The organism is Moraxella lacunata (assembly GCF_900453205.1).
GTDB lineage: Bacteria > Pseudomonadota > Gammaproteobacteria > Pseudomonadales > Moraxellaceae > Moraxella > Moraxella lacunata_B.
In genome coordinates this window covers 217,714-230,955 of record NZ_UGQU01000004.1, presented here as the reverse complement: position 1 = coordinate 230,955, position 13,242 = coordinate 217,714, and the positions used below count along the sequence as shown (strand labels likewise).

13 protein-coding genes and 2 tRNA genes are annotated in these 13,242 nt (G+C 46.1%); 4 read left to right on the top strand and 11 right to left on the bottom strand.

Going from position 1 to position 13,242, the window contains the following annotated elements; translation table 11 throughout:
• Nucleotides 1-56: 56 nt before the first annotated feature.
• Entirely contained in the window at nucleotides 57-1,052 is a 996-nt protein-coding gene (locus DX073_RS13525) for a BON domain-containing protein (RefSeq protein ID WP_115008511.1), read from the bottom strand.
• 28 nt (nucleotides 1,053-1,080) lie between these two features.
• A complete protein-coding gene (locus DX073_RS13520) occupies nucleotides 1,081-1,566 on the bottom strand; it encodes a YraN family protein (RefSeq protein WP_115008510.1) in 486 nt (161 codons plus the stop codon).
• 74 nt (nucleotides 1,567-1,640) lie between these two features.
• On the opposite strand from DX073_RS13520, the gene rlmH reads away from it, so the two are divergent.
• Complete coding sequence (gene rlmH, locus DX073_RS13515) at nucleotides 1,641-2,120, top strand: 23S rRNA (pseudouridine(1915)-N(3))-methyltransferase RlmH (RefSeq protein ID WP_029103865.1); 480 nt, start codon at nucleotides 1,641-1,643, stop codon at nucleotides 2,118-2,120.
• Between the two features lie 130 nt (nucleotides 2,121-2,250).
• Here rlmH and DX073_RS13510 read toward each other — a convergent pair whose 3' ends face one another.
• A complete protein-coding gene (locus DX073_RS13510) occupies nucleotides 2,251-2,631 on the bottom strand; it encodes a VanZ family protein (protein WP_115008509.1) in 381 nt (126 codons plus the stop codon).
• Nucleotides 2,632-2,742: 111 nt separating this feature from the next.
• On the opposite strand from DX073_RS13510, the gene ribF reads away from it, so the two are divergent.
• Nucleotides 2,743-3,708 (top strand): riboflavin biosynthesis protein RibF, encoded by a 966-nt coding sequence (ribF, locus tag DX073_RS13505; protein ID WP_115008588.1) that lies wholly within the window; start codon nucleotides 2,743-2,745, stop codon nucleotides 3,706-3,708.
• A gap of 123 nt (nucleotides 3,709-3,831) precedes the next feature.
• Here ribF and DX073_RS13500 read toward each other — a convergent pair whose 3' ends face one another.
• Nucleotides 3,832-4,536, bottom strand: a complete 705-nt coding sequence (locus tag DX073_RS13500; RefSeq protein ID WP_115008508.1) for a CHAP domain-containing protein — start codon at nucleotides 4,534-4,536, stop codon at nucleotides 3,832-3,834.
• 173 nt (nucleotides 4,537-4,709) lie between these two features.
• Here DX073_RS13500 and DX073_RS13495 point away from each other — a divergent pair, with 173 nt between their 5' ends.
• Nucleotides 4,710-5,276 carry a hypothetical protein gene (locus tag DX073_RS13495; protein ID WP_147279739.1) on the top strand — a complete coding sequence of 189 codons (567 nt, stop codon included), beginning with the start codon at nucleotides 4,710-4,712 and terminating at the stop codon, nucleotides 5,274-5,276.
• Between the two features lie 253 nt (nucleotides 5,277-5,529).
• Here the strand turns inward: DX073_RS13495 and lpxC are convergent, their stop codons facing one another.
• From lpxC to DX073_RS13460, 7 genes are all read right to left on the bottom strand, one after another.
• A complete protein-coding gene (lpxC, locus tag DX073_RS13490) occupies nucleotides 5,530-6,477 on the bottom strand; it encodes a UDP-3-O-acyl-N-acetylglucosamine deacetylase (RefSeq protein WP_115008587.1) in 948 nt (315 codons plus the stop codon).
• 114 nt (nucleotides 6,478-6,591) lie between these two features.
• Nucleotides 6,592-7,290: a metal-dependent hydrolase gene (locus tag DX073_RS13485; protein WP_079325037.1), complete on the bottom strand. Its 699-nt coding sequence runs from the start codon at nucleotides 7,288-7,290 to the stop codon at nucleotides 6,592-6,594.
• Between the two features lie 62 nt (nucleotides 7,291-7,352).
• A tRNA-Glu gene (locus DX073_RS13480) sits at nucleotides 7,353-7,428 on the bottom strand.
• Between the two features lie 77 nt (nucleotides 7,429-7,505).
• Nucleotides 7,506-7,581: transfer RNA gene (locus tag DX073_RS13475), tRNA-Ala, on the bottom strand.
• Nucleotides 7,582-7,911: 330 nt separating this feature from the next.
• On the bottom strand, nucleotides 7,912-9,417 hold the full coding sequence (gene gltX / locus DX073_RS13470) for a glutamate--tRNA ligase (protein ID WP_115008506.1): 1,506 nt from the start codon (nucleotides 9,415-9,417) through the stop codon (nucleotides 7,912-7,914).
• 56 nt (nucleotides 9,418-9,473) lie between these two features.
• The gene (locus tag DX073_RS13465) at nucleotides 9,474-10,073 is read right to left on the bottom strand and encodes a hypothetical protein (RefSeq protein WP_115008505.1); all 600 of its coding nucleotides are present in this window, start codon (nucleotides 10,071-10,073) and stop codon (nucleotides 9,474-9,476) included.
• A 13-nt stretch (nucleotides 10,074-10,086) separates the two neighbouring features.
• A complete protein-coding gene (locus DX073_RS13460) occupies nucleotides 10,087-10,836 on the bottom strand; it encodes an endonuclease/exonuclease/phosphatase family protein (protein WP_115008504.1) in 750 nt (249 codons plus the stop codon).
• A 157-nt stretch (nucleotides 10,837-10,993) separates the two neighbouring features.
• Between DX073_RS13460 and DX073_RS13455 the strand changes: the two genes are divergently transcribed.
• Complete coding sequence (locus DX073_RS13455) at nucleotides 10,994-13,081, top strand: M3 family metallopeptidase (protein ID WP_115008503.1); 2,088 nt, start codon at nucleotides 10,994-10,996, stop codon at nucleotides 13,079-13,081.
• Nucleotides 13,082-13,242: the final 161 nt, after the last annotated feature.

Here is a 13,242-nt window from a genome sequence, read left to right as displayed (position 1 = left end):
GGCATTTTTTATTACAAATGCAAAAGGCAGCACACCCCATTGTTAAAATTTGTTGGTTAGGGCTTGCTGGTATTATTGTACAAATTCACATAGCTTGATGTTGGGTTACCTTCCATTCTGATCACAGGAACATCACGATTTTGTGTGCCATGATTGTTCACAGGGTAATTATTTGTAGGATAGTTATTTGCAGGGGCATTAATGGGATAATTATTGACAGGTGCATAACCCGTATTTGGCTGAGTTGGCACAGTCGATGCAATTTGCGTGTTAGGGTACATGCTCTGCGGATAGCTCGTGGTTGGTACAGAGTTAGTAGGCACGTTCGGATAAACAGGGCTGGCAGGTGTATTGACGACTGCATTACCGCCATAGACCATGCCCCCCGCGTTGGGATTATCATCAATGGCGACATTCTCGCCTGTCAAAGCAAGCAGAGCTGATGTATCGCCATCTATGCGTGTGCCGAGCATTCGCACCCCTTCTATGCCCTGCACCGATGAGATAATATTAACAATCGTCTGCTCTTGCTGAGCGGTCAAAAACCCGACCACATACGCCATGTTGTCTCGCACCACCAGTTTGTACTGCGACGACCTGATACCGCCTGCACTCACGATTTTGGCGATGATTTTTGATTTTAGGTAGTTTTCGTGCAGGGTGTGGCTTTGAGCCTTGGGCGTATTGGTTACGGTCAGATTGTCATACACTTGCTTGACATCATTAATCGACGCCACCATATTCGCCACATCTGCCTTGACCTGCTGGCTTGGCACTTCGCCTGTCAGCAGTACTTCACGGCGAAAACTGTCAATGGCAATGCGTACATTGTTCTCACTCACATCCCTAATGTTGGTCAGATTCTTATAACTGGTGCGTTCGATGGCTTCATCGCTGATACGCTCGGGGATGGTGCGGTACATGGCAGGCACGCCATAATAGCCTGTGCTGGCGTTGGTGCTGGTATTGGCGTTTTGGGTGGCACAGGCAGTCATGAGCATGGCGGTGGCAATCACGCCCACAAGCACTTTAATGGATGGTAAAGACGACATGGATGCTTCCTAATAATCGGTTTGGCTCTCATTCTACCAAAAAGGCGTTTCTTAGCCAATGGGTTTTTGTCTGACTTTCATTACTTTTTTGTCCTGCCTGCCCTATTGGTGGCACATCAAAGGCAATCACATCAAATCGGTATGCCAAGGCTTGCTTTTGGCTGGTAGTGAGTCCAAGATTTTGCAAAAACTCATCGCCATACGCCAAAAAATGCTCAGCCGTCTTGATGATTTTGTTTTGTTTGGCACGTGTTACCGTCTCCACCGCCTGCCCATAGTAAGCATTGGGGCTTATCTTACGCATTTTGACTTCCACAAACACAAGCGTCGGACACACCCCGCCTGCCTTCTGTGGCTCGTCATGATAAGCGATGATGTCAATCTCGCCTGTGCGATGTGCGGTGTAGTTGATCGTGATGATGGTCAGCCCCTGCTGTCTCAAAAACGCTTGGGCGAGCTGTTCATAATGATCTCCAAGAGTTCTCATGGCGTACTCACTCAAATGGGCTAGCATAACAAATTTTATAAAACTTTACCAATATTTGTGGTTTTTATTTATAATACGCTTTTTGCTTTTGATAAATCGCCATGAAATTAAGAATCCTAAGTGTCGGACACAAAATGCCTGCATGGGTACAGACAGGCGTGGACGAATACGCCAAACGCATACAGCCAATGATGAGTACCGAGATTGTGGAGATACCCCCTGCCAAACGTGCCAAAAATCCATCATTTGCCGAAATAGAAAAATACAAAACCCAAGAGGGACAAGCCATTTTGTCCGCTCGCCTACCCAAAGAAAAGCTCTGGGTGCTAGAAGTCAAAGGCAAAATGCTCTCTACCGAACGCCTTGCCGACCGCTTGCAGACTGCCATGACGGACGGCACCGACATCGCTTTGGTCATTGGCGGGGCGGACGGGGTGTCGGCGGACGTACTAACGCAGGCGGATTTTAAATGGTCGCTGTCGGATTTGACCCTGCCCCACCCTTTGGTGCGAGTGGTGCTGATAGAACAACTCTATCGGGCGATGAGTATCATTAATAATCACCCTTATCATCGGGCGTGAGTGGACAGGGTACACACATTTGAAATAGGTACTGTTCAATAAAGAGATGTTTTTAAAATTTAGACGTGCAGGGTAATTTATTCATCCAAAAATCAATGCGTTTATAGGGCAAATGCATCTAAAAGCACGGTCAATTAACAATACCTTTAAAACACCCCCTTTGCCATAAATACCCCCACCCCACCGCCAAACTCGCCCCTACCATATCCGCCACGCCGTCCCATACATCCATGGTGCGTGTGGTAAAATAGCCTTGTATCAGCTCGCTTGCCACCGCCCAGCCCAAAGCCGCCGCCCACAGGTAGAGCGCTTTGGTTTTGGTATTGATGTTAAATAACAGCGATAGCAGATAAAACTGCCCAAAAAACATCACAAAATGAGCCACTTTATCCAAATGGCTCACGCTTGGCACTTGACCGCTTGGCACACGCAAAAAAAGTCCATAGCAGGACAGCCCAAACCACACCAATATGGCAAACCACAGCCATTTGACAGAAAATTTTATCATCATCAATCATCACCACACAAAGCGGTCATCATAACAAATTTTATGGTAATTTTTTATGAAAAAATGATGAATTTCGCCTATAATATGCCCTTTGTCCGTCCATTGTTCATTTTCATGCAAATCATCAACTTAGACCCACATGCCCCCACCGCCCTGCCCCCACACGCCTTGACCATTGGCAACTTTGATGGGGTGCATTTGGGACATCAGGCAATGCTTAACGCCCTAATCAAAGACGCCACCAAGCAATCACTTGCCACTGCCGTCATGGTGTTTGAGCCACAGCCTAGGGAATTTTTTAGCCCACAAAGCCCCCCTGCCCGCTTGACAAACTTTGCCGAAAAAGTCGCCTTGTTAGACGGTCATGGCGTGGATTTTGTCATCAAGGCAAATTTCAATGACGATTTTCGCCACCTATCTGCTCATGCCTTTGCCACGCTTTTGACCACTTTGGGGGCAGAGCATCTGGTGCTGGGCGATGATTTTCGTTTTGGACATGACCGCACAGGCGATAAGGCGTTTTTGCAGGGGCTAGGGTTTAGCGTGGATAGCCTTGCCACTATCGCCCATGACAAGGTGCGAGTTAGCTCCACGGCGGTGCGTGGTGCGTTGGCACAGGGCGATTTGGACACCGCTAAAATCATGCTTGGGCGAGACTATACCATGACAGGGCAAGTGGTACATGGCGACAAAATCGGACGAACGCTTGATTTTCCCACTGCCAACGTTGCCTTAGATAGGCTAAAACCTGCCATACAGGGGATTTTTGGGGCGGATATTTTAGCAGTTAGGGACGGTGTGGCGGTTGATTTATATGCCTTAGGGGGCGGTATCAAAGGGCAAACCGCAAGCAGTCTATTTGGGGCGGTCAATGTCGGCAAACGCCCAAGCGTAAACGGTACGGATTATCGCCTAGAAGTGCATTTGCCGAAGTTTACAGGCGATTTGTACGGCATGACGTTGAGTGTGATTTTTAAAAAATACCTACATGGCGAGCGTCATTATGAGAGTTTGGCACAGTTAAAAGACGGCATAAAAAGGGACGTGGACGAGCTTGTGGCGTGGCACAATGCTTTATAACCATGATATCTAGGGCGTACCAAATACGCCCTTTTTTGTGCGTGGCACGCCTGCTTTTAAAACAAACACTCAGCAAAAAAGAGCGAATCCATCGCTCTTTTGTCTTTATCTGTCTTTATCAAATTATTGCTCGTTCATCGCAAGCATCGTACCTGTATTTGCCGTGGCATCTAGGTAACGAGTGTCACGCCATACGCTGTATCCGTTGTGGTTACGATACGGGCTAAAATTAGGCTGACGAAAATCTGATACCCACTGACTGCCATCATAGATTTGGATATGACCGTGTGGATTTTTACTGGTACGATTAAAGACCGCCACATCACCAATCTGTGGTACGTAGTTATCATTACTAATACGGGTAAAACCTGCACTGGCAAGCGTGCCGTTGGCATACATATAAGCAGAAGCTTGTGGTGTGAAGCTATAACCAGCGGATTGTAGTGCCTTACGCACATACATGGCACAGCGACCCACGCTCTTGCCGTGAGCGGCACGGGCAGCCAAACGGGCAGCCGTGGCAGGGGCAGAGCCATTTAGAGCGGCGACTGTACTGCCTGTATTATTGCTTGCTGAAAAGTTAGTGAGTGTTTGGGTGTTGGTACTAAACCCTTGGGTCAGACGAGAATTACCTTGTGACGCTCCCATCAGCTCATTGATGGCACTGTCAAGCTCAGCATTGCTTAGCGTTTGGGTAGGCATGGGTGGTGCGATGATGTTTACTTGACGCTCGCCATTGGCAGATGAGATGGTGATTCTGCCACTTTCTGCATTTGCACTGACTGTCGTCAAGGTAATTGCCGACATTAACCAAAAGAGTTTTTTCATAAGATTGCCTCGCATCCATCATGCACGACGACACAGCGTTTGTCTGTGGGTTGGTCGCCCCCTGTTTACATGAGTGATGTCAGATGGGTTAGTTTTGTTAAAGCTTGGGTTTATGCCATACGCATCCGAACGTACTTTTTGGCTCAATAAGGCATTGGCATTGAGCAAGTGGCGTGATAAACTTAGCTCTTGGACACCATGTCCGTCAGTTTTTAAAAGGTATTATGATGAGTGATGACTTATATCTAAAAACCCATTTTCCAAACCACCTTGCCAATCGCACCGAAAAACAGGCGGCGGCAGGGGCGAAACTTCCCAAAGACCTAAGCAGACGACTTGCCTACTTTACTCACTTGACCCATCTGTCCATCCCCCTGCTGTCAGGTGTGTTGGGCGAGCTTAGTAGTCAGGTACAAGTGGCGTATGCTCATGATGATAAAATCACCTTAGCACTACCGACCATCACATCCGCCAATCATGTACGTTATCTACATCAAGAATGTCTGTCGGCACTGCATGAACATCCAGCATTTGGGCAGTTTTCAAAAATGGGGGTCATTGTCAATCACAAAATTCATCAGCGTGGTAGCGGTCAAATTACCGCCCAAACCACCTTAGAAAAACCATTAAGCGAAAACACGGTGCGAACTATAACACAGACTGCCAAACTTGTCATCAAAAATCCAAGTTTACAGGCGTCCCTTATCAAGCTTATTCAGACCGCCACCACCAAAGAATGATAATTATTCTTAAATTTGGGACTTTTACGGTCTTTTTGTAATCTTATGTAAAGAAATCCGCCCATTTTCACAAAATTTCCATAAAACTCTCATAAAAGCCCTGCACAAATCCCCCAAAACCCCCATAAACACAAAAGCGAGCTACTGTCAGCTCGCTTTTACTTTGTTACACGCCATTTTGATTAATTTTTAGCTTTATTACACTAATTTTTCAGTCAGTTTGCCGAAATTTAAATCGCCCAAATTTTTTGACTTAAAATCCTTCATTTTTTAGGGGATTTTTGGGCGGAATGAAGGCTATCGGACAGCTGTTTTTGTCATAATTTGTTACAATTTCATAGGCACTGTCATCTGCCAATACCGCTCGAATGAGTGCGTTATTTAGGGCATGACCTGATTTATAGGCGTTAAATTTACCGATGATATTATGCCCAATGACGAACAAATCGCCCACCGCATCTAGCATTTTATGGCGGACAAATTCGTTAGGATAACGTAACTCGCCATTGACCACCGATGTCTCATCCAGCACTACGGCATTATTCATACTACCACCTAAGGCAAGGTTGTGCTTTTTGAGCATCTCTAAGTCTTTTAAAAAGCCGAACGTGCGAGCCTGCCCCACTTCACGGGCGAAATTGGCGGTACTAAAATCAAGCGACGTGGTCTGCTCGGTCGCTTTGATGGCAGCATGATTAAAATCAATCTCAAAATGCATCAAAAAACCATCATCATAAGGGGCAAGCTCCGCCCATTTGTCTTCATCAGTCACACGCACGGTTTTTTTGATTTTTAAAAAGGCTTTGGGAGCGGGCTGTTCTGCCACGCCTGCTTCATCAATCAAAAACAAAAACGGTGCTGCCGAACCGTCCATAATCGGAATCTCAGGGGCATTGACTTCTATATATAGGTTATCCAAACCGCACGCTGACACCGCTGAGAGCAAATGCTCTACCGTACCAACTCGTGCATCGCCCGCCACTAAGTTAGACGACATCATTGTATCTTGGATAAGCGTAGCATTCATGGGAATGTGGGCGTTCTCAAGGTCAGTGCGTACGAACACAATACCCGTGCCGATGGGAGCGTCTCGCAAGGTGAGCGTGACTTCCTTGCCACTGTGTAGCCCTATGCCAGTGGCAGTGATGGGTGCGGCTAGGGTGCGTGCAGGATAATAGTTAATGTCGGTATTATTATTCATGATAAACTCATCTGTCTGGATATCATGCATTTTATCATCTGATGACAGGTTTGTCATCATGGCGGACATGAGTGGGATGTAATGACAATGATTGGTAAAATTAATAAAAGCGTGCTAAATGGTGCCAGTGGCAAATTTTTGTACCAATGCATGAATGCCATTTAGGGCAGGCTGATAATCAGGGGCATATAAAAACAAAGCGAGCACGATGATGTAGAGCATGACATATCGCAGGGATTTTTTGCGTTCAAAAAACTTTAATGCCGTGCCTGATGATTTTTTGAGTTTAAGTCCCAGTACATTGACGCTGTATATCTCATCTAGCACCAAATGCACCAACGACCCGATGAACAAAAATCCCCCGAACAGCCAGCTGACTTTGGCGGTCATGCCAAAGCCATAAAACGCCCCATAGATGGCAAACAGTCCACACATCGCCATGTATGGCACCGAATGCACCATGCCCCGATGAACGGTGAGATGACTAAACAGCCCTATCACGCCATAACGCACAACCACGAACGCCCCACCCCACACCATGAGTGCCTGCTCCACCAGCTGTGTGCCTGTGGTCTGATAGGCGGTGTACAAAATGGCGGTGAGCGTGGCGACAAATAACGACATGAGCGTAAAGAACCGCTTGGCAGGAATGGATGTTTCAAGGTCAATATCAGGCAACAGCCCACCAATAACCCCTATCGCCAAACAAAAAACCGCCGTGCCAAAGCCAAATAACCCACCCACAAAGCCAAACGTGGCAAGGGCAGTACTGGCAATGGCAGCAACGGTCAAATGCGTGGTGAAATTTGCCATAAAGCGAAAAACCTACCGACATAACAACAAATCCCCAAGCCGTAACTTGGGGATTTAGAATTTGGCACTCCATAGGGGATTCGAACCCCTGTTACCGCCGTGAAAGGGCGGTGTCCTAGGCCTCTAGACGAATGGAGCGTAAAACCTAACGAACCAACACAAGATTGCTCAAAGAGCATGCCTAGGTGCTTGTGTTTTCTACTTCTAAAAAGAAGTGGTGGAGCTAAGCGGAGTCGAACCGCTGACCCCTTGCATGCCATGCAAGTGCTCTACCAACTGAGCTATAGCCCCTTTGTTAAGGTGGGCGTATTATATAAAAGAGCCTGTGCTTTGTCAAATAATTTTTTTAAAAAATTTTAAAAAAACCGATAACCTATTGAAAATTATCGGTTTTTATTTAGGGTGTGCCTGCCTTTTGTATTTGCAATGAAAAATACCTGTTTAAAAAATCAGGGGAATCGCACGTTTTTCAAGGAAAACACATAGTTTGATAGTTATCCTATCAAGCAAGTTGTTGCCTTCGAGCCACAAGATTTAGCCATTTTTCATACAAAAACATTCTTTTATTTTCACAAATTTTTAAAATTTAAATTGTGCTATAAAGGGCAGGCACGCCCTATATTATTCTTGATTTAAAAAATTCGGCAAAGCCTTATTTGTCTCTTCCAATTTTTTGAGTTTCTTTTTGCCAAGTCCGCCCAAAACTTCACAGGCATGGCGTAGGCGTGATAAGGTCATGTCCGCACCGATGACATACATGGAGTTCATGACAGGCGTGCTAGACGTTGAGCCTGCAATCGCCACAAAAAACGGTTGCATAAAGTCTTTTAATTTAATCTCAAAATGCCCTGCCAAGCCTTTTAGGGTCTGATAAATGTTATTCTCGCTCCACTCGGGCAAGGCTTCTAGTTGCCATGTGGCAAGATAGAGAATTTCAAGTAATTTATCATTATCCAGCGTTTTATGAGCAAAATCGTCTGGGGTAACATTTGGCAAGTTTTGAAAATAAAAGCCCGCCCAGTTCACTGCATCGGACAACACGTTAATGCGTGGCTGAATGGCTTTGGCTATGGCGGTCAGCTTATCATCATCGCTTGCCCACGCCAAAATCTTCGCCTTTAACTCGTCCGCACTCATCGCACGCAGGTATTCGCCATTGAGCCAGTAGAGTTTTTCAATATCAAACACAGGGCCGCCAAGCGACACACGCTTAATATCAAAACTCTCAATCATCTCATCTAGGCTAAATTTCTCGGCTTCATTTGGCAAGCTATACCCCATACGCCCCAAGTAGTTAATCAAGGCCTCAGGCAGTACGCCTGCGTCCTTATAATAGGTGATTGATGTGGGGTTTTTGCGTTTTGAGAGTTTGGATTTGTCGGGGTTACGCAGTAGGGGCATGTGGCACAATACAGGCATTTCCCAACCAAAATACTCATACAAAAGTTTGTGCTTGGGGGCGGAGTTAATCCACTCTTCGCCACGAATGACGTGGCTGATTTGCATTAAATGGTCGTCCACGACATTGGCAAGATGATAAGTCGGCAAGCCGTCAGTTTTTAAAAGCACCTGCATATCTACCGTTTCCCAAGGAATGCTAATCTCGCCACGAAGCATATCATGAATCACGCATTCGCCGTCTGTCGGCACACGCATACGAATGACAAAGGGCTTGCCACTCTCGGCAAGTTTGTCGCTCTCTTCACGGCTTAGATTGGCATAACGCCCGTCATAACGCACGGGCAAGCCTTGGGCTTCTTGCTCTTTACGCATTTGGTCTAGCTCGTCTGTCGTGCAAAAACAGCGAAAGGCGTGACCTTTATCTAGTAGCTCATTGGCGTATTTTTTGTAAATCTCGGAACGCTCCGACTGGCGATAGGGGGCGAATTGTCCGCCCACATCAGGGCCTTCGCTCCATGTCAGACCTGCCCATTTTAGGGCGTTTAAAATCATCTGTTCGGATTGGGCAGTAGAGCGGACTTGGTCGGTGTCTTCAATGCGTAGGATAAACTCGCCCCCTTGCGATTTGGCAAAAACCATATTAAACAAGGCAATATAAGCCGTGCCAACGTGGGGAAAGCCTGTGGGGCTTGGGGCAATGCGGGTGCGGACTTTTGAAAATGCCATAAAATTCTCTTTTTAAAGGGGAAATTGGGGGTATTATAGCTTAAATTTTTTATAATTTAAAGTTTAATGGCAAACAGGGAAACGGACTTGTTGTCAGAATTAAAGGTGCGACATTTGTGAAAATAGGCGGTTAATGGTTTTTCCAATTCTTTAATATTTAAAGTGGTTTGGCTTTTAAAAATACGCAGTAAATCGTCATTTCTTTGAGTTATCATAATATGATTTTGGTTCATTTGCCCACCCCAAACATAAGAAATGTCCGCCACCTTTTCCCAATCCAACTTTAATTCATCACCATTTAAATGATAAATAAAATGCGTGGGTGTTAATCGGCAATAAAAAATATCGTCAGAATTATTAAAAAATAATTTTATTTTATAGGATTTAACTTCATAAGTTAAACCTAAACCCCACATGGAAATCCATGTTATAAAAAATACAATCAGAGAAATATCAAAATTTCCTTTTACCATATTGGCTGATAAAACAAATAAACCACCTAAACAAATCATTAAAGACCAAAATAGCCGAAAAGTCATTTTTGGGCGAATTAGGTTAATTTGGATAATCGGTAAATTTTCTGGATTATCACAATGTTTGATTTGGGTTAAAACTTCGTCAAAATTATCACGAGTTAAAACAATCATATCATTCATGGTGTTTGCTCATCTAATTATCCAAAACCACCCTCGCCCCTATCGGCAAATGGTCGGACAAATCAGACCACGGCACACCGCCATACACTTGGGCGGACAGTACGGTCAAATGCCGTACATAAATGCGGTCAAGGCTTATCATGGGAAACTTGGCAGGAAAAGTCGCAGGGTGCTTGCCGTGCTTGGTATAAAAGACTTCAGACAGTCCCAAATCCGCCATAAACCGCCCCGATTTTTTCGCCCAATCATTAAAATCCCCCGCCAAAATGAGTGGTTTGTCCTTATCAATCTCACTGTTGATATAGTCGCTGATTGCCTTGTATTGCTTGGTGCGGTCGGCTTCTAGCAGGTTAAGATGAGCATTTAGCACAACCACAGGCACGCCCCAGCCGTCAGGGGTTATCTCGCTGTGCAGAACGCCCCGTTTTTCTAGGCGAGAGACGGTAATATTGACGTTATGCTTGGGGTCTAGTCGGTGGCGTGAGAGCGTGGCGTTGCCGTGATTGCCGTGCGGATAGCGGACGTTTTCGCCATAGCTGTGCGACAGCGACAGATATTCGCCAAACCACTCATGGTGCGACTGGTCGGGGTATTCATTAAAAGAGACGGCTCGTTTTAGGTTTTGCCCTTGCACTTCTTGTAAGCACAACACATCAATGGGCAAATCCGCCAACGCTTGCCCCATGCGTTGGAGCTTGACAAGGCGGTTTAAGGGCGACATGCCTTTATGGATATTATAAGAAACAACGTGAATGGGAGTCATGTTTTTGCTTTCAAAAATTCAAACAATAAAAGACAAACATACCACGCTTTTATGACAAAAGCAACCTACCCCACGCCCATGCTACTCCTTGCAAAAGTGCGTTGCTATCCTTATTATAAACCCAAATTCTAAGCCCAAAATTTTTAGGAACACACCCATGATTGATTTTCACACACAAGCCCTAGATGAGCGTTTACGCCTTGTGGATTTTGACAAAACAGACGCAAGCACACTAAAAGCCTTAGTGGAGCAAGACTTAAAAGTTGCCGATGAGTTTTTGGATAATTTGCCAAGCACCGATGAGCCAACGACAGCCCTTGACATCATCGGTCGGTTTAACCGCCTAAATCTTAACCTAAACCGCAGTTTTGGGATACTCTCGCACCTAAACAGCGTGGTATCTAGCCAAAAGATTCGCACCGCTCATCATGACGTATTGCCTGCTTTGTCCGCCTTTTCTACCAAAACAGGGCAATCAGTGGGGTTGTATCAGCTTTATAAACTTGTCAATGATAATTTAGAAAAGCTAGGAGCAGACAACGCCCTAAGACGAGCGGTAGAGCTTGCCTTGCAAGGCTTTACGCTGTCTGGGGTTGCCTTAGATGATGACAAAAAAGCACGCTTTGCCGAGATTTCGGCTCGCTTGTCGGTACTGTCCGCCAAATTCTCAGACAACGCCCTAGACGCAACCCAAGCCTTCGCCCTGCCCTTAACCCAAGCCCAACTGTCAGGCATTACCCCAAGCGGTCTTGCCCTACTAAAATCAGCAGGCGACACCTATAAAGCCAAGCACCCAAACACCGTACTTGCCACCGACTATGTCGCCACGCTTGATATCCCCATGTATCTGGCGGTCATGCAGTACGCCGATGACCGCACCCTGCGTGAGACGCTTTATCACGCCTACAACACCCGTGCCAGTGCCGTGTCTAGCTATGGACACACCGAATTTGACAATGGCGACATCATGAGCGAAATACTCGCCCTACGCCAAGAAAAAGCCAAACTACTCGGCTTTGATGACTACACCCAAGTATCCTTGGCAAGCAAAATGGCAAATGATAAAGATGAGATTGAAACCTTTTTAAAAATGCTCGCTCATCACGCCACACCCTTTGCTAAGGCGGATTTGGCGGACATGGAGATTTTGGGCAAAACGCTTGGGCTTGACAAGGTTGAGCCGTGGGATACGCCTTATCTAGCCGAAAAAATCCGCCTTGAAAAATACAACCTAAACAGCGATGAGATTCGCCCTTATTTTCCGCTCCCTGTGGTGCTTAGTGGTCTGTTTGACATCATCGGCAAACTCTTTGGCGTGTCCTTTAATGAGCGGACGGCAGACATACCACGCTGGCATACGGACGTGCAGTTTTTTGAGCTACATGACAAAAACGGCTTGATAGGCGGGCTGTATCTTGACCTATTTGCTCGTACAGGCAAGCGTGGCGGGGCGTGGCTGTCTGGCTTTCAAGAAAAGCATAAAGATAGCCAGATTGAACAGCTCCCTGTCGGCTTTATCGTGGGTAACTTCTCGCCTGCGGTGGGCGATTTGCCAAGCCTTTTGACCTTTGATGAAGTTACCACGCTGTTTCATGAGTTCGGGCATGGCTTGCACCATTTATTGACCAAAATCACGCTCTCGGACGTGGCAGGTATCAGTGGCGTGGAGTGGGACGCGGTGGAATTGCCCAGTCAGTTTATGGAAAATTTTGCCATTGACAAAGACGGCATTGCTCTTATCAGTCGCCATGTAGAGACAGGCGAGCCACTACCCCAAGACAAGCTAACTGCACTACTCAACGCCAAAAACTTCCAAAGCGGACTACAAACCTTACGCCAGATAGAGTTTGGGCTGTTTGATTTACGCATTCATGGCAAAGATTTGGCGGATTATGATGAGATTTTGGCGGTGCTGGACGGCGTGCGTGATGAAATAGCCGTCATCAAACCCCCTGCCAATAACCGATTTGCCAACACGTTTAGCCATATTTTTGCAGGGGGCTATGCGTCAGGGTATTATTCTTATAAATGGGCGGAGCTGTTGTCGGCGGACGCTTTTGGCAAATTTGAAAGCGATCAAAACACCGCCACGCATGGCGTATTTGACCCTGCCATTGGTAATGCCTTTAAAAGCGAAATCCTACAAATGGGCGGTTCTCGCCCTGCCAAAGACAGCTTTGTCGCCTTTATGGGGCGAGACGCTGACATGGGAGCGTTACTGCGTCATAGTGGGTTTGTCAAATAGCCAAATCATGACAACCAAGTAGTGTATCAGACCATACGATAACCATAAAATAGCCACATCCGCCAGTATGGATGTGGTTATTTTATGATTCCTTGATAACTCATTAATGATTTGTGTCGGTAACAGTAAGTGATGATACACAAAGCATATCTGATTGATTC

Coding starts and splice junctions, on each gene's coding strand:
- DX073_RS13455 (WP_115008503.1), top strand. CDS start 10,994: ATGATTGATTTTCACACACAAGCCCTAGATGAGCGTTTACGCCTTGTG.
- DX073_RS13500 (WP_115008508.1), bottom strand. CDS start 4,536: ATGAAAAAACTCTTTTGGTTAATGTCGGCAATTACCTTGACGACAGTC.
- gltX (WP_115008506.1), bottom strand. CDS start 9,417: ATGGCATTTTCAAAAGTCCGCACCCGCATTGCCCCAAGCCCCACAGGC.
- lpxC (WP_115008587.1), bottom strand. CDS start 6,477: ATGAATAATAATACCGACATTAACTATTATCCTGCACGCACCCTAGCC.
- DX073_RS13460 (WP_115008504.1), bottom strand. CDS start 10,836: ATGACTCCCATTCACGTTGTTTCTTATAATATCCATAAAGGCATGTCG.
- DX073_RS13465 (WP_115008505.1), bottom strand. CDS start 10,073: ATGAATGATATGATTGTTTTAACTCGTGATAATTTTGACGAAGTTTTA.
- DX073_RS13525 (WP_115008511.1), bottom strand. CDS start 1,052: ATGTCGTCTTTACCATCCATTAAAGTGCTTGTGGGCGTGATTGCCACC.
- rlmH (WP_029103865.1), top strand. CDS start 1,641: ATGAAATTAAGAATCCTAAGTGTCGGACACAAAATGCCTGCATGGGTA.
- DX073_RS13510 (WP_115008509.1), bottom strand. CDS start 2,631: ATGATGATAAAATTTTCTGTCAAATGGCTGTGGTTTGCCATATTGGTG.
- DX073_RS13485 (WP_079325037.1), bottom strand. CDS start 7,290: ATGGCAAATTTCACCACGCATTTGACCGTTGCTGCCATTGCCAGTACT.
- ribF (WP_115008588.1), top strand. CDS start 2,743: ATGCAAATCATCAACTTAGACCCACATGCCCCCACCGCCCTGCCCCCA.
- DX073_RS13520 (WP_115008510.1), bottom strand. CDS start 1,566: ATGCTAGCCCATTTGAGTGAGTACGCCATGAGAACTCTTGGAGATCAT.